Source organism: Cellulomonas sp. HD19AZ1, assembly GCF_004535805.1.
GTDB classification, from domain to species: Bacteria; Actinomycetota; Actinomycetes; order Actinomycetales; family Cellulomonadaceae; genus Cellulomonas; species Cellulomonas iranensis.
Map to the genome: position 1 here is coordinate 91,321 of NZ_SPHX01000004.1, position 14,718 is coordinate 106,038.

The window sequence follows — 14,718 nt, forward strand, 5'->3', positions numbered from 1 at the left end:
AGTGCGCCACATCGCGACCGAGTGCGGGTGTTGCTTCACCCGCACTCGACGGCGATCTGGCGCACTCGGCGGCGTGGGGCCACGCCGCGGGCGTCAGCGGAAGCGGCGGCCCTCGTCGCGGCGGACCGCGACGACCGCGAGCACCGCGAGCACCACGGTCCACCCGAGCAGCACGGGCACCGCGAGCGCGCTCGCGTCGACGCCGGACGTCACCTGCACGACGAGGTCGCGCGCGGCCCGCGACGGCAGCGCCTGCGACAGTGCGTCGAGCCAGCGCGGGAAGACCTCGGGCGGCATGAACAGGCCGCCGGCGAACGCGAGCGGGAACAGCGTGCACTGGACCACGGCGAGCGCGGCCTTGCTGGACAGCGCGTACCCGATCGCCATGCCGAGCAGCGTGAACGGCACCGCGACGGCCGCGACCATGACGACCGCGCCGAGCGCCTGCAGCGGCGTGAGCGTCGCGGCCGTGAACACGGCGCCGACGACGACGAGCGGCACGAGCGCGAGGTAGCACCACACGAGCCCGTTGAGCACGCGCCCGGCGAGCCGCGGCCCGGGCCGCGCGGGCAGCGCGCGCACGAACGTGTCGAAGGGCTGCGCACGGTCCTCGGCGACGCCCGTGCCGTGCGTGAACAGGCACGACGACATGACGGCGAACGTCGCGAGCTGTGCGACGGCGGCGGTCGAGATCGCCGGGTCGGACGTGATCGCGTCCTGCGGGATGACGAAGAACAGCAGCGCGAGCGTCGGGAACAGCAGGTTGCCGATGACGGCGATCGGCACGCGCACGGTCTCGAGGAACTGGTACCGCGCGTGCAGCCACGCGAGCGACGCCCAGGAGCGCAGCGCGGGCGGGGCGGTGCGAGACGCGACGGGTGCGGTGGTCGTGCTCATCGGGCCACCTCCGTGGCGGTCGGGTCGGTCGCGGCGGCGGACGCCGGGGCGGGGGTCGCGGCGGCGGACGACGCGCCGTGCTCCGCGGACGACGTGAGGGACAGGAACGCCTCCTCGAGGGACGCGCCGCGCACCTCGAGGTCCCGGAACGGCACGGCCCGCTCGACGAGGGTGCGCACGCACGCGTCGGCGTCGGCCGCGACGAGGGTGGCACGCACGCCGCCGCGCGGGTCGGGCGCCTCGGTGACGTCGTGCACGCCGGGCAGCCCGGTGAGCGTGGCTCCGGCCGGTCCGGGCAGCGTGAGGCTGACGCGGCGGACGGAGACGAGGTCGAGCACGCGCGCGAGCGTGTCGTCGGCGACGACCCGTCCTCCGCCGACCACGACGACGCGCTGCGCGAGCGCCTCGATCTCCTCGAGGTAGTGGCTCGTGACGATGACGGTCGCGCCGTCGGCGTGGTAGTCGCGCAGCGCCTGCCACAGCACGTGCCGCGCCTCGACGTCGAGGCCCGTGGTGGGCTCGTCGAGCAGCACGAGCCGCGGGCGGCCGACGAGCGAGAGCCCGACCGCGAGGCGGCGCTTCTGCCCGCCGGACAGCGCACCGGTCTGCCGGTCGGCGAGGTCCTCGAGCGCGAACCGCGCGAGCACCTCCGCGCGCGGCATGGGGTCGGTGAAGTGCCCGGCGACGAAGTCGACGACCTCGCGCACCTTGAGCGTGCCGGGCAGCCCGGTCTCCTGCGGCGTGGTGCCGAGCGACGTGCGGGACGCGGGGTCGCGGGGGTCGCCGCCGAAGAGGCGCACGGTGCCCGCGTCGGGGGTGCGCAGCCCCGCGAGCAGCGAGAGCAGCGTCGTCTTGCCGGCGCCGTTGGGGCCGAGCAGGCCGACGATCTCGCCGTGGTCGACGCGCAGGCTGACGTCGTCGAGCGCCGTCACGTCGCCGAAGCGGCGGGTCACGCGGTCGACGAGGACGGGCGGCGGGGCGGTGTCGGTGGTCATCACTGTGCTCCCTTGAGCAGCTCGGTGAGGGTCTGCGTGTAGCGCTCGAACGCGGTGCGCCCGGCGGGGGTGAGCTCGACGTAGGTGGCGGGCGTGCGCCCGACGTGCGTCTTGGTCTGGCTGACGTACCCGGCGTCCTCGAGGCGCCGCAGGTGCGTGGACAGGTTGCCGGCGGTCATGTCGAGGAGCTTCTGCAGGCGCGGGAAGGCGATGCGGTCGCCGCGGTCGAGCGCGGCGAGCGTGGCGACGACCCGCAGCCGGGACGCCGAGTGGATGACGGGGTCGAGGTCGGCGTCGGTCACGGGTGGCTCCGGCGACGGACCGCGACGACCGCCGCGCCCAGGAGCATGCCGCCGCCGCCGGCGCCGGCCATCACGAGGTACCCGGCGGGCATCCCGACGACGCTCGCGGCCGCGCCGGTGACGACGAGCCAGACGCCGAGCGCGTAGAACGGCCCGACGCGCCAGAGCGTGCCGCCGGCCATGTAGAGCAGGCCGACGACGAGGCACGCGACGCCGTTGGCGACGACCGCGACCACCCGGGGCGGTGCGCCGGCGTTGACGACGCCGGCGACGATCGCGCTCTGCGCGGCGAAGCCGAGGAACCAGGACCAGCCGTACATGGCGCCGACGGTGCGGCTGGTGCCGCGCACGCCGCGCGAGCGCCGCACGAGGTGGACGACGGTGACGACCATGGCGGTGGCCATGAGGAGGCCGAACACGCCGCCGGCGGGGCCGGACGTGGTGCCGGTGGGCGAGCCGCTCGCGGACCACCACTGGACGAGGTAGCCGACGACCCACGCGGCGCCCCAGACGCCGAAGAGCACGCGCTCGTCGACCTCGGAGTCGCGCACGCGGCGCTCCTGCGCGGCGACGATGTCGAGGCCCGCGCGGGGGTCGAGGGGGGCGTCGTCGTCCGCGGGGACGGGCGGGACGGTCACGGTGGGCTCCGATCAGTTTGCGTTGCAAAGCACTTTGCTCGCACGGGGCTGCTCGAGTCAAGTCGGGCGCGCACGGCGAGGCCGGGGCGCGCGCACCGACGGAGCTCGTCGCTCCCAGCCGACCTCCAGCGCACCCCCAGACCCGCCCCGTACGCTGCCGTCGTGCACAGCGACGACGAGCGGGCCCCCGACGCGACGCCGACGACACCCCCGGGCACCGCGACCGGCACGCCCACCGGCACCGCGGCGGGCACGACGACCAGCGAGGTCACCGCGCCCCGCACGCAGCCCGGCACGCACCCCCGCACGGACGTCCGGACCGGCGCGCCCGCACCCGGCGAGCGCGCCGTCCGCCGCCGCCTGACCGCCGAGATCTGGATCGTCCTGGGCCTGTCGCTGGGCAAGTCCGCCGTCTACGCGGTCGTGTCGCTCGTCGCCAAGCTGACCGCGGGCCCGCCGCTCGCGCAGCAGACCGCGACGCTCAACGCGAGCCAGTCGCCGCGGCCCTACCTCGACCTCACGTACCAGCTGCTGTCCATCGTGTTCGTGCTGGTCCCGGTCGCGCTCGCCCTCTACCTGCTGTCGGCGAACGGCCGGTCCGCGACCCGGCGCATCGGCCTCGACGGGCGTCGTCCGCTGCGCGACCTGGGCATCGGCATGGCGCTGGCCGCCGTCATCGGCATCCCCGGCCTGGGGCTCTACGCGGCCGGACGCGCGCTGGGGGTCACGGTCGACGTGCAGGCGGCGGCCCTGAACGCCGCGTGGTGGACCGTGCCGGTGCTGATCCTCGCCGCGCTCCAGAACGCGCTGCTCGAGGAGGTCATCGTCGTCGGCTACCTCGTGGAGCGGCTGCGCGAGCTGCGCTGGGGCACGCCGGCGATCATCGCGGCGAGCGCGCTGCTGCGCGGCTCGTACCACCTGTACCAGGGGTGGGGACCGTTCGTCGGCAACGTCGTCATGGGCGTCGTGTTCGCCGAGTACTACCGCCGACGGCGCCGCGTCATGCCGCTGGTCGTCGCGCACACCGCGCTCGACGTCGCCGCGTTCGTGGGCTACACGCTGCTGCCCGACTCGTGGCTCGCCGTCGTCGGCGTCGGCTGACGCCCCTCCACGGCGGCCGTCAGGCCGCGGCCGAGTCCCGCCCGAGCTCGCGCACGACCGACCGCACGGCGAACCCGCTGACGACGTTGAGCGCGCCGCCCGCGAACGCGAACAGCCCCAGCACGACGCCGAACAGCGCGAGGGACACCTGCGGCCGGGCGACGAGCAGGACCGCGAACAGCGTGCACACGAGCCCGAACGCGAGCGGCCAGTGCCACCCGGCGTCACGCGCCCGCGAGAGGGCGACGGCCGCGATGATCGAGATCACGCCGAGCACCAGCAGCCAGGCGGCGAGCAGGAAGAACAGCACGCGCGCGGTGGGCCCGGGCCACAGCACCACGACGACGCCGACGGCGAGCCCGGCGAGCCCTTCGACGACCCACCAGGTCCACCCCGGCACGCCGCGGTTCGCGACGCCCTGCACGACCGCGACGACGCCGTCGACGACCGCGAAGATGCCGAACAGCCAGACGATGGCCGCGACCGAGGCGGACGGCTGCGCGAGCAGCAGCAGGCCGAGCAGGAGCAGCAGCACGCCGCGCAGCACCGGCAGCCACCAGAGGGTGCGCAGCGTGCGGGTGACCTCGGCGGTGACGTCGTCGACCATGGTGTCCTCCTCGCGGGGCCCGGCCCCGGGGAGGTGGCGCGACCGGCTCGCGACGGCACCCCTGCGCCGACCGTAGCGCGGCGCGAGCGGAGCGGCGCGGGGAGCGCGGCGGGGCGGGCGGTGCGCTCAGGCCTCGCGACGGCGCCCGCCGTACTTGCGGTGCACGGCCTGCTTGCTGACGCCGAGCATCGCGGCGATCGCGACCCAGGACGCGCCGGCGGTGCGCGCACGGCGGACGGCGACGGCCTCGCGTCGTTCGACCTCGCGGCGCAGCCCGGCCAGCGCGCCGAGCGCGCGCAGCGGGTCGTCGTCGTCGGCGTGGCTCACCAGGGCGGACATGTCGACCTCCTCGGTCACGGGTCTCCTCCGGGCGGACGGGGCAGCGCTGTCAACACATGTTGACGACCATCCACCCGGATGTCAACACATGTTGACCCTCCGGGTGGACGTGACACCGCACGACACCGTCCGCAAGGTGGAGGCCCGGGCGAGGCCCGCTGCCTAGACTCGCCAGCATGCCGAGCACGCCGACGCCCGCACCTGACGGTGCCGTCGGCCCGACCACCCCGGACGCGGCCACCCCGCCGACCACGCCACCCGCGGACACCACGCCGACCGCGGCCGTCCGCGCCGTGCGCCCCACCGTCGACGTCCAGGACGTCCGGACGCCCCGCGTGCACCACCCGAGCTCGCTGCTCGGCGCCGCGCTCGCGACCGTCGGCGCCGCGCTCGTGGTCGTGCTCTCCACCTACGCCCAGAACACGACGACCGGCGTCGCCGAGGACGTGCGGGGCTTCGCCGACCTGCTGCGCAACGTGCTGTTCGTGCCCGTCAACGTGCTCGTCGGGTTCACGACCGTCGTCGTGCCGATCGCCGTGCTCACCGAGCTCGCGATCCGCCGGCTCGGGCGCCAGCTGCTGCAGTCCGTGCTCGCCGCGGTCGGCGCCATGCTGCTCGTGTCCGCGCTCTACTGGACGTTCCACACGTTCGGCTCGCAGACCCTCGTGCAGGGCCTGTCGGTGCGGCTGCGCGGCGAGTGGACCCTCACGATCCCCGAGTACTCGGCCATGCTCACGGCGCTGCTCACGGTCGCGGGCCCCCGCACGCGGCGCCGCACCGTGCGCTGGTCCTGGAACCTGCTGTGGGTCGCCACCGGCGTCGTGCTCATCACCGCGGGCGCGTCGCTGCCGGGCATCGCGGTCGCGCTGCTCGTGGGCCGCGTCGCCGGTCTCGGCGTGCAGTACCTCGGCGGGGTCGACCCCGAGCGCGCGTACGGCGCCGCCCTGCTGGCCGGCATCCGGCGCGCCGGCGTCGAGCCCGCGACCGTCGTGCGCGTGCCCGACCCCGCGCTCGAGGCCGACCGCGACGACGCCACCGTGGCCGCCGTGGCCGCGCTGCCCCCCGCCACGCCGGCGCGACGCGCGCTCGCCCGCGCGTCGGCGGACCGGCTCTACCACGTCACCACGACCGACGGGCGCGACCTCGACCTGCTCGTGTTCGACGGCGACCGCCAGGTCGTCGGCATGCTCACGCGGCTGTGGCGGAGCCTGCGCCTGCGCGGCATCGAGGGCCGGTCGGCGCTCTCCCTGCGGCAGGCCACCGAACGCGCCGCGCTGCTCTCCTACGCCGCGACCGCCGCCGGGGTGCGCACACCTCCGCTGCTCAGCGTGTCCGAGGCCGAGGACTCGATGTTCCTGCTGCAGACGGGCACCGACGACGCCGTCCCGCTGTCCGAGCTCGACGGCGACGACGTCGACGACGACGTGCTGCGCGAGATCTGGGCGCAGCTGCGGCTCGCCCACAAGGCCGGGATCGCGCACCGCGCGCTGACCTCCGAGATCATCCTGGTGCAGCGCACGTCCCACCGCCCGCGCGTGTGGATCACCGCGTGGGAGCAGGGCGACGTCGCCGCCAACGAGCTCGCCCGCCGCCTGGACACCACGCAGCTGGTCGCGCTGCTCGCGCTGCGCGTGGGCGCGACGCGCGCGCTCGAGTCCGCCGCCGCGGCCCTGCCCGCGGCCGAGACGGAGTCGATCGGCCCGCTGCTGCAGACCGTCACGCTGCCGCGCCACACGCGCGAGGAGATGCGCGCGCACAAGGAGGTGCTGGCCGAGCTGCGCTCGGCGCTCGTCGCACGCCTGCCCGAGGCCGACGTGCAGCCGCAGCAGCTCGTGCGGTTCGGTGCACGCACCATCCTCACGATCCTGCTCACGGTCGTGGCGGTCTTCGTCGTCCTCACGACGATCAACATCCGCGACATCGGGCCCGTCCTCGCCGAGAGCGACTGGCGGTTCTCGGTGCTCGCGTTCGCGCTCGGCCTGCTCACGCTCGTCGGTGCCGCCCTCGCGTTCGTCGCGTTCTCACCCGTGAAGCTGTCCGTCTGGCGCGCGACCCTCGTGCAGACGGCCGCGACGTTCGTCGCGCTCGCCGCACCCGCGGGCATCGGCCCCGCGGCGCTCAACCTGCGCATGCTCACGCGCCGCGGCGTCAGCGGGACGCTCGCAGGAGCGACCGTCGCGCTCGTGCAGGTCAGCCAGTTCATCACGACGCTGCTGCTGCTCCTCGTGCTGACCGTGACGTCGGGCCTGCACTCCCCCACGTCGTTCTCGGTGCCGCCCGCCGCGCTCGTCGCGCTCGGCGTCGTCGCCGCGGGCGTCGGCATCGCGCTGCTGTTCCCCGGCATCCGCACGTGGGTGCAGCGCACCGTCGGCCCGACCGTGCGCCAGACCCTCCCGCGGCTCATCGAGGTGCTCGGCCAGCCGTGGCGGCTCGTGCTCGCGGTCGGCGGCAACGTCCTCATGACGATGGGCTACGTGCTCGCGTTCGACGCGTGCCTCGCGGCGCTCGGCCAGCAGGCGTCGCTCGTGCAGGTCGCGCTCGTGTACCTCACGGGCAACACCGCGGGGTCGATCGTCCCCACGCCGGGCGGTGTCGGCGCGGTCGACTTCGCGCTGCTCACGGGCCTGTCGACCATCGCGAACATCAACCCCGGCGTCGCGACGACCATCGCGCTGCTGTTCCGCGTGCTCACCTACTGGCTGCGCATCCCGCTCGGATGGATCGCGATGCGGCACCTGCAGCGCACCGGCGAGCTCTGAGCCGCGCGGGCACCGGGCCGACGCCCGGCCCATCGTCTCGTGCCGGGCGGGGCGACGGGCACGGCACCCGCCACGGACGACGCGACCCCCGCACCGGCGGGGCCGGTACGGGGGTCGCGGTGAGTCGTGCGGCGGCCGGTCAGGCCGCGAGCTCGTCCCGCTGCAGCGGGATGGTCGACACCGTGGCCTGGAGGCGGGCCGCGATGGCGGCCCAGCGGGCGACGGGAAGGGTGCGAGCCTCGTGCGGCTCTGCGGCGGATCCGCGCTGGTCCATGGGAGGAACCTCTCGTTCGGTAGCCCGGCTGACCGCGTGGGTCCCGTGGCTTTGCGTCCCCTCCTCGCGGAGGGTTTGCCGTTTCGCTGACAAGTCCGACATTAGACCGCTCACACGCTCGAGCGGTAGTGATCCCAGTCACGCGTCCAGGAGAACGCCCGATTTCACCCGCGCGGCCGGTATCCCGCCGTGCCGAGGGCCCGGCGCGGGGCCCGGCAGGGGGACCTGGACGGCCGTCCGGGTGACGTCCCGACCGACAGCGTCGCCCGTCGCGCCGACACTCCCACGGCCGTCGCAGCCCTCGGTGCGACCGGACGCACGACGCCCCCGCGCACCGCAGCGGTGCACGGGGGCGTCCCGAACGGGAGCGGCGCGGGACGACCGCGCCGCGCGTGGGTCAGCGGAACGCGTCCTTGACGTCGTCGCCGGCCTGCTTGATGTTCGCCGAGGTCTGCTGACCCTTACCCTCGGCCTCGAGACGCTCGTCGTCCGTCAGCTTGCCCCAGGCCTCCTTGGCCTTGCCCGAGGCCTCCTCGGCAGCGTGCTTGATCTTGTCGTCGGCACCCATCGCGGTCTCCCTTCGTCGGTACGACGTCGACGCTAAGCGCCGTCGGGCGACCCCGCATCCGCAGCGTCGCCGGGCCCCGCATCCGCAGCGTCGCCGGGCCCCGCGTCCGGACCGGCGTCGGGCCCCGCGGCCTCGTCCCGCAGCCGCGGCTCGGTGCGCCGACCCGGCGCGAACCCGGCCTTGTCGGCGTAGAACGCGCGGATGACGTCCATGTCCGCGCGCACGTCGCCCGTGAGCTCCAGCGTCGGCCCCAGCCCCGTCGTCATGGTCGTGCGGTCGACGTATCCCAACGTCACCGGCAGGCCCGTCGCGCGCGCGATGCGGTAGAAGCCCGACTTCCAGCCAGACCCCGAGCGCGTGCCCTCGGGCGTCACGACCAGGTAGAACCGCTCACCCGCCCGGATGCGCGCCACGAGGTCGTCGACGAGGCCCGCCGGGTCGCGACGATCCACCGGGATGCCGCCGAGCGCGCGCATCGCGGGCCCCGCCAGACCCCGGAACAGCGTGTGCTTGCCGAGCCACCGGAACGGCAGGCGCGCCTCCCACGCGATCGCGAGCATCAGCACGAAGTCCCAGTTCGACGTGTGCGGCGCGCCAATGAGGATGCCCGACCCGTCGCGCGGCACCCGCTCGGTGCGCAACGTCCAGCGGCTCACCCGCCAGAACAGGCCCGCGGCGGCCGCGCGCACGCTCACGCGTCCGCACCCGACGGCAGGTCGAGGTCCCGGCACAGCAGCAGCAGGGTCATGTCGTCCTTCGAGTCCGGGTCCTGGCACTCCGCCATGACCTCGTCGATGTCCACCGGCACGGTCGGGTCCGGCCGGTCGAACGCCGCGACCAGCCGCTCGATCCCGTCGACCAGCGCGGTCGAGCGCGAGTCGACCAGCCCGTCGCTGTACAGCACCAGCCCCCCGCCGGGCTCGACGTGCAGGTGCGCGACCTGCGGGTCGCCCGAGCCGATGCCCACCGGGCGATCCACCGGCACGTCCTGCAGCACCGCGCCGCCGTCGGCGTCGAGCAGCAGCGGCCGCGGGTGCCCCGCGGCGCCCACGCACGCCTCGCCCGTCGCGGGGTCCACCGTCACGACGACCACGGTCGCCATGTCGTCCGGCATCGTGCGACGCGCGAGCGCGTCGACGTCCCGCAGCACGTCCTGCACCTCGGCACCGCGCAGCAGGTACGCGCGCAGCGCGTTGCGCAGCTGCCCCATGGCCGCGGCCGCCCCCAGGCCGTGCCCCACGACGTCACCCACGACCGCGGCGAGCCGACCGTCGGGCAGCTCGAGCGCGTCGTACCAGTCGCCGCCGACGCGCCCGCCCGCCGCCGGGGCGTACCGCGCGTGCATCTGCCAGCCCGGCACGCGCGGCATGTCCCGCGGCAGCAGCGACAGCTGCACGGCGTGCGCCGCGGCCATCTGCCAGCGGTTCCGCAGGATGATCACCTCGAGCAGCCGGCTGCGCAGGTCGGCCGCGGCGCGCACGTGCGCGGGGGCCCACGGCTCCGACCGGCCGCGCACGACCTCGCGCCAGCGGTCGAACGACTTGCGCGGGCTCAGCCGCACGTGGTCGCCCTCCCGGCGTGCGATCGCCTTGTTCTGCGGGTCGCCGCCCCAGTAGATGTCGCGCACGTGCTCGTGCCGCAGCCACACCACCACCTGCTCGTCCGGCAGGCGCAGCGCCAGCAGCCCCGCGACGTCGGGCAGCACCGCCGCGAGCTCGGGGTCCGAGTCCACCAGGGCCGTGCGCGTCGTCACCGCGTCCGGGCGCGCGAGCACCCAGGCGCGCAGCGCGTCGACGTCGAGGTCGCGCGCGACGTCGCCCGCCGTCGCCGACTGACCGTCCGCGACGACGACGAGGCCGTGCGCCGGCACGACCGACAGCAGCCCCGGGTCGTCGCCCGTGAGCGCCTGCGCGAGCGCCCGGTCGTGGTCCCGCGCGACCGGCAGCACCTGCGCGATCGCCGCCTGCGCCTCGAGCTCGCGCTCGAGCTCGCGGTCGTGCGCGCGCGCCACGAGACGCAGCGACAGCACCGACCCGAGGAACTCCGCCGCCGCGCGCGTGCCGAACGGCACCGGGTGCGGGCCCGCGTAGTGGTGGCACGCGACGAGGCCCCACAGCCGACCGTCGTGCAGCAGCGAGATCGACATCGACGCGTGCACGCCCATGTTGGTCAGGTACTCGAGGTGCACGGGCGACACGCTGCGCAGCACCGACAGCGTGAGGTCCAGCGGCTCGCCCGACGCCGCGTCGAAGGGCGGCACGATCGGCACGGGCGTGTACGCGACGTCGGGGATCGTGCGGATCCAGTTGGTCTCGTACAGCGCGCGGGCCTGCGGCGGGATGTCCGACGCCGGGTAGTGCAGCCCCAGGAACGCGTTGAGGTCGGCCCGCCGCGCCTCGGCGACGACCTCGCCGTTGTGGTCGGCGTCGAAGCGGTACACCATCACGCGGTCGAACCCCGTCAGGGCCCGGACCTCCTGCGCCGCGGCGTCGTACAGGTCCTCGAGCGTCGCGGCGTGGTTGAACCGCTCGAGCGCGCCGCGCACCGCCTGGTACGTGTTCGGGAACGAGAAGGGCCGGGGACCGTCCGCGACCTCGAGCTCCACCGCGAGGAGCGTGCCGCCCCCCAGGGTCAGGCGATGCAGCACCGCGTCCGCCGGGACGGGACCCGCCGGGCCCGCGACCCGCACGTGCACGGGGTTGCGCACCCGCAGGTCGTCCCCCGCGGCCAGGTGCGCCGCGAGCACGTCCGCGGCCTCCGCCCCGAGCACGTCGGCCAGCGGCCGGCCCAGCGCCTCCGTCGCCGCGACGCCCGTGAGGTCGACGACGTTCGCGGACACGTGCCGCACCCGCAGGTCCGGCTCCGACACCGCGAGCAGCACGCCGTGCGGCTGCACCGACCCCGGGATGCGGATCGGCTCGTCCGCGCACGTGTCGAGGTCGACGACGGGCAGACCGGTCACCGTGTCGCCGACGTCCCCGAGCGGACCGGGCCCGGTGGGCGGCGCGCCGGCGTGGTCGGTCATGCTCGCTCCGTCCCCACGGCCGCGCGGCGCGCCCGTCCCGTCGCAGAACGGTAATCCATGCCGACGCCCGCGACGCGACGACCCCAGGTGCCTCACGGTCACCAGCCGCACGACCGGCGCGACCGGTGCCACCCGCGCGCGGGGCGGCCCTGCACCGGGCCGGGACGGTCAGGCGTCGAACGGCGCGTCGAGCCAGCAGGCGGACGGCGGGACCAGCGTCTCGAGCTCCGCGAACAGGTCGTCGGGCAACGGGACGGCCGCCGTCGCGAGCGTCTGCGCGACCCGCTCGGGCCGCGACATCCCGACGATCGTCGCGGCGAACCGCTCGTCACGCAGCGAGAACTGCAGCGCGGCCGTACCGAGGTCCGTGCCGTGCGCGGCGCACACGTCGCGCATGCGCGCGACCGCCGCCAGCACCGCGCCGGGGGCCGGGCGGTACCCGTAGGTCGTCGGACCGCCGTGCTGGTGCGCCAGGATCCCTCCGCCGTACACGGCCGCGTTGAGCACGCCCATGCCGCGCGACCGCGCCTCCGCGACGAGCGCACCCGCGGACCGGTCCACGAGCGTCCAGCGGTTGTGCACCAGCAGCACGTCGAAGACCCCGAGCGCGAGGTAGCGCGCCATCTCCTGCACGCGCCCGCCCGCGAGCCCGATCGCCCCGACCACCCCCTGCTCGCGCAGCTCGACGAGCGCCTCGACGGCACCGCCCGGCCCCGTGAGGTCGTCGAACTCGTGGAACTCCGGGTCGTGCAGGTGCACGAGCGGCAGGTGGTCCATGCCGAGCCGGGCGCGCGACTCGTCGACCGACCGGCGCACGCGCTCGCCCGAGTAGTCCGCACCGTCGGGGTCGACCTTGGTCGCGACGACCACGCCGTCCGGCACGCCGCCCGCCGCCGTCAGCGCCGCACCCACGCGGCGCTCGCTCTCGCCGCCCGAGTAGCCGTTCGACGTGTCGACGAACCGCACGTCCGAGTGCAGCGCCGCCCGCACGGTGCTGATGCCCCGCTCGGGCGACACCTCCTGCCCGAACAGGTCCGGCATGCTGCCCAGTGGTCCCCCGCCCAGCGCCACCGCGCTGACGGTCAGGCCCGTGCCGGGCAGCGGGCGCATCCACCCCGGAGCACCCGGGACGTGGCGTGCGGTCATCGTGGTCCCTCCCCCGGGCGCCGCCGACCCCGACGGCGCGACGTGCGACAGCGGCCGGCTCAGCCCGCCAGGAACGCGCGCATCAGCGGGCCCGCCGTCGTCGAACCGTAGTCGCCCTCGCCGACGAACACCGCGACCGCGAGGTCACCCTGGACTGCGATCATCCACGCGTGGTTGCGCAGGTCGTCGTCCTGCCCGAACTGCGCCGTGCCCGTCTTGGCGATCACGGGCTCGCCCGGCACGTCCGCCAGGAGCCCCGCGCCGCCCTCCGTGACGACGGCCCGCATCATGTCGCGCAGCGCGGCCGCCTCGTCGGCCGTCAGCGGGGTCGCGGCCGGCAGCTCGGGCGCGTCGGCGGACGCCGTGGTCGCCTCGGGCGACGGCGTCGTCCCCTCCGCGGGCGTCACGAGCCGCGGGACGACCGTGCGTCCCGCACCCACGGACGCCGCGACCGTCGCCATGCCGAGCGGCGACGCGAGCACCTGGCCCTGGCCGATCACCGACGCCGCGTGCGCGGTGCCGTCCGCCTCGTCGGGGACCGTGCCGAGGAACGCCGGGAAGCCGAGCGTCGCGGCCGGCTCGAGACCGAGCGAGCGCGCGGCCGCCAGCAGCCCGGCCTGGTCCGCGAGGTCCCGCTGGCCGATGAACGCCGTGTTGCACGAGTTCGCGAACGCCGTGCGGAACGGCACGTCGCCCGTCGCGGCTGCCGGGTAGCCCGGGAAGTTCTGGAACGTGCGGCCGTCCACCGTGACGGTCGGGGGGCACGTCACCGTGGAGTCGGGCGTGAGACCCCCGCGCAGGTACGCCAGCGCGCTGACCACCTTGAACGTCGAGCCCGGCGCGTACTGGCCGACCGTCGCCGTCGACAGGCCCTCGCTGCCCGGACCGCTCGCGGCGGCCAGCACGTCGCCCGTCGACGGCCGCACCGCCACGATCGCCGACGCCGACGCGACGCCCGCGAGCACCGACTCCGCGCGCTGCTGCAGGTCCAGGTCCAGGCTCGTGCGCAGCGGCTCGCCCGCGACCGGGTCGACCTGCAGCAGCACGCGCTGCGCACCCGACTCCTGCGCGACGGCGGCGACCTGCACGCCCGGCGTGCCCCGCAGCTGCGCGTCGTACTGCCGCTGCAGACCCGACAGCCCGACGGTGTCACCCGCGACGACGGCACCGTCGGAGCTCTCGACGATCTCGGCCGTCGCGTCCCCGACCGTGCCGAGGATCGCGCGCGCGAACGTCCGCGTCGGGGCGAGCGGGACCTCGTCGGCGACGACGTTGACGCCCGGCAGCGCCGCGAGCGCCGCGACGTCGTACGACGGGTCGGTGTCCCGCACCACGATCGCCTCGACGAACGCCTTGGGGCCCGCCGACGCGACGCGGGACGCGTACGCGTCGGCATCGATGTCGAGCGCCGCCGCCAGACCGCGTGCGGCGGCGTCGAGCTCGCCCTCCGCGACCCGCGTCTTGTCGACGCCGACGCGGTGGACCGTGCGCGGCTCGACGATCATCGCGTCGCCCTGCCCCAGCACCGGGCCGCGCTCGGCGGCCGTGCGGCGCACGGTCAGGCGCTCGCCGTCGGTGAGGTCGGGTGCGAGGAGCGGCAGCGCCCAGCGCACGCGCCACGGCTGCGCGTCGTCGTCCTCGTCGCGCACGAGCTGCGCGGTCGCGGCGTACGTCCAGTCCTCGTCCGTCCACGGCACGTCCCACGCGACGTCGAGCCGCGCGGTCGCGCTCTGCTCGTCGTCTGCCAGCGTGACGTCGCCGACGTCCACGGTCGCGGTCGCGTCGCCGAGACCCTCGACGACCGCGGCGCGGGTCTCGGCCAGCGCCGCCGGCGCGGGCGCGTCCGCCGCGAGCGGCACGTCGCCGAAGTCGCCCGACGCGAGCGCGGCGGCGAGCGCCTCCGCGGCGGGTCGGGCGTCGGGCGTCCCGGGCGCGCACGCCGCCACCGTCGACGCGAGGAGCGCGACGACCGCCGCACCGCACCACCGCGCCGTCCGCACCCTCGCGGTCCTGGTCCCTGCTCGCACCGTCGTCCGACCTCCCGTCCGTGACCCGCACGCCCCGGCC

At 75.7% G+C, this 14,718-nt stretch carries 14 protein-coding genes and 1 riboswitch; of the genes, 2 read left to right on the top strand and 12 right to left on the bottom strand.

Annotation, left to right across the window (positions count from 1 at the left end):
• Positions 1-93 precede the first annotated feature (93 nt).
• From E4A51_RS09090 to E4A51_RS09105, 4 genes are read right to left on the bottom strand one after another with little or no spacing between them, the layout of a single operon-like run.
• Positions 94-897, bottom strand: coding sequence for an ABC transporter permease (locus tag E4A51_RS09090; protein ID WP_062101443.1), 804 nt, complete (start codon positions 895-897; stop codon positions 94-96).
• Complete coding sequence (locus tag E4A51_RS09095; RefSeq protein WP_134851546.1) at positions 894-1,892, bottom strand: ABC transporter ATP-binding protein; 999 nt, start codon at positions 1,890-1,892, stop codon at positions 894-896. The genes E4A51_RS09090 and E4A51_RS09095 overlap by 4 nt, the downstream gene beginning before the upstream one ends.
• A complete protein-coding gene (locus E4A51_RS09100) occupies positions 1,892-2,194 on the bottom strand; it encodes a transcriptional regulator (RefSeq protein ID WP_134851547.1) in 303 nt (100 codons plus the stop codon). Before E4A51_RS09100 ends, E4A51_RS09095 begins: the two co-directional genes overlap by 1 nt.
• Positions 2,191-2,832 carry a hypothetical protein gene (locus E4A51_RS09105; protein ID WP_134851548.1) on the bottom strand — a complete coding sequence of 214 codons (642 nt, stop codon included), beginning with the start codon at positions 2,830-2,832 and terminating at the stop codon, positions 2,191-2,193. The genes E4A51_RS09100 and E4A51_RS09105 overlap by 4 nt, the downstream gene beginning before the upstream one ends.
• 360 nt (positions 2,833-3,192) lie before the next feature.
• On the opposite strand from E4A51_RS09105, the gene E4A51_RS09110 reads away from it, so the two are divergent.
• Entirely contained in the window at positions 3,193-3,933 is a 741-nt protein-coding gene (locus E4A51_RS09110; RefSeq protein WP_046530935.1) for a CPBP family intramembrane glutamic endopeptidase, read from the top strand.
• Between the two features lie 19 nt (positions 3,934-3,952).
• Here E4A51_RS09110 and E4A51_RS09115 read toward each other — a convergent pair whose 3' ends face one another.
• Complete coding sequence (locus E4A51_RS09115; RefSeq protein WP_046529572.1) at positions 3,953-4,540, bottom strand: HdeD family acid-resistance protein; 588 nt, start codon at positions 4,538-4,540, stop codon at positions 3,953-3,955.
• A gap of 126 nt (positions 4,541-4,666) precedes the next feature.
• Positions 4,667-4,897 carry a hypothetical protein gene (locus tag E4A51_RS09120; RefSeq protein WP_370297492.1) on the bottom strand — a complete coding sequence of 77 codons (231 nt, stop codon included), beginning with the start codon at positions 4,895-4,897 and terminating at the stop codon, positions 4,667-4,669.
• 158 nt (positions 4,898-5,055) lie between these two features.
• Here E4A51_RS09120 and E4A51_RS09125 point away from each other — a divergent pair, with 158 nt between their 5' ends.
• Positions 5,056-7,638 carry a lysylphosphatidylglycerol synthase transmembrane domain-containing protein gene (locus E4A51_RS09125; RefSeq protein WP_070320183.1) on the top strand — a complete coding sequence of 861 codons (2,583 nt, stop codon included), beginning with the start codon at positions 5,056-5,058 and terminating at the stop codon, positions 7,636-7,638.
• Between the two features lie 139 nt (positions 7,639-7,777).
• Here E4A51_RS09125 and E4A51_RS18850 read toward each other — a convergent pair whose 3' ends face one another.
• The 6 genes from E4A51_RS18850 to E4A51_RS09150 all read right to left on the bottom strand — a co-directional run bounded on the left by E4A51_RS18850 (position 7,778) and on the right by E4A51_RS09150 (position 14,651).
• Positions 7,778-7,912, bottom strand: coding sequence for a hypothetical protein (locus tag E4A51_RS18850; RefSeq protein WP_255430559.1), 135 nt, complete (start codon positions 7,910-7,912; stop codon positions 7,778-7,780).
• A gap of 15 nt (positions 7,913-7,927) precedes the next feature.
• Positions 7,928-8,002: riboswitch (cyclic di-GMP riboswitch) on the bottom strand.
• 307 nt (positions 8,003-8,309) lie between these two features.
• Positions 8,310-8,480 (bottom strand): CsbD family protein, encoded by a 171-nt coding sequence (locus E4A51_RS09130; RefSeq protein ID WP_046529574.1) that lies wholly within the window; start codon positions 8,478-8,480, stop codon positions 8,310-8,312.
• A 32-nt stretch (positions 8,481-8,512) separates the two neighbouring features.
• Positions 8,513-9,175, bottom strand: coding sequence for a 1-acyl-sn-glycerol-3-phosphate acyltransferase (locus E4A51_RS09135; protein WP_134851549.1), 663 nt, complete (start codon positions 9,173-9,175; stop codon positions 8,513-8,515).
• Positions 9,172-11,505, bottom strand: a complete 2,334-nt coding sequence (locus E4A51_RS09140; protein WP_134851550.1) for a SpoIIE family protein phosphatase — start codon at positions 11,503-11,505, stop codon at positions 9,172-9,174. Before E4A51_RS09140 ends, E4A51_RS09135 begins: the two co-directional genes overlap by 4 nt.
• Before the next feature lie 168 nt (positions 11,506-11,673).
• The gene (locus tag E4A51_RS09145) at positions 11,674-12,651 is read right to left on the bottom strand and encodes an aldo/keto reductase (RefSeq protein WP_070320185.1); all 978 of its coding nucleotides are present in this window, start codon (positions 12,649-12,651) and stop codon (positions 11,674-11,676) included.
• Positions 12,652-12,710: 59 nt separating this feature from the next.
• A complete protein-coding gene (locus E4A51_RS09150; RefSeq protein ID WP_070320186.1) occupies positions 12,711-14,651 on the bottom strand; it encodes a penicillin-binding transpeptidase domain-containing protein in 1,941 nt (646 codons plus the stop codon).
• Positions 14,652-14,718: the final 67 nt, after the last annotated feature.

What these genes read in the sequence shown, in the direction of transcription:
- E4A51_RS09090 (WP_062101443.1), bottom strand. Translation starts at nt 897, where the DNA reads ATGAGCACGACCACCGCACCCGTCGCGTCTCGCACCGCCCCGCCCGCG.
- E4A51_RS09095 (WP_134851546.1), bottom strand. Translation starts at nt 1,892, where the DNA reads ATGACCACCGACACCGCCCCGCCGCCCGTCCTCGTCGACCGCGTGACC.
- E4A51_RS09115 (WP_046529572.1), bottom strand. Translation starts at nt 4,540, where the DNA reads ATGGTCGACGACGTCACCGCCGAGGTCACCCGCACGCTGCGCACCCTC.
- E4A51_RS09125 (WP_070320183.1), top strand. Translation starts at nt 5,056, where the DNA reads ATGCCGAGCACGCCGACGCCCGCACCTGACGGTGCCGTCGGCCCGACC.
- E4A51_RS18850 (WP_255430559.1), bottom strand. Translation starts at nt 7,912, where the DNA reads ATGGACCAGCGCGGATCCGCCGCAGAGCCGCACGAGGCTCGCACCCTT.
- E4A51_RS09130 (WP_046529574.1), bottom strand. Translation starts at nt 8,480, where the DNA reads ATGGGTGCCGACGACAAGATCAAGCACGCTGCCGAGGAGGCCTCGGGC.
- E4A51_RS09140 (WP_134851550.1), bottom strand. Translation starts at nt 11,505, where the DNA reads ATGACCGACCACGCCGGCGCGCCGCCCACCGGGCCCGGTCCGCTCGGG.
- E4A51_RS09145 (WP_070320185.1), bottom strand. Translation starts at nt 12,651, where the DNA reads ATGACCGCACGCCACGTCCCGGGTGCTCCGGGGTGGATGCGCCCGCTG.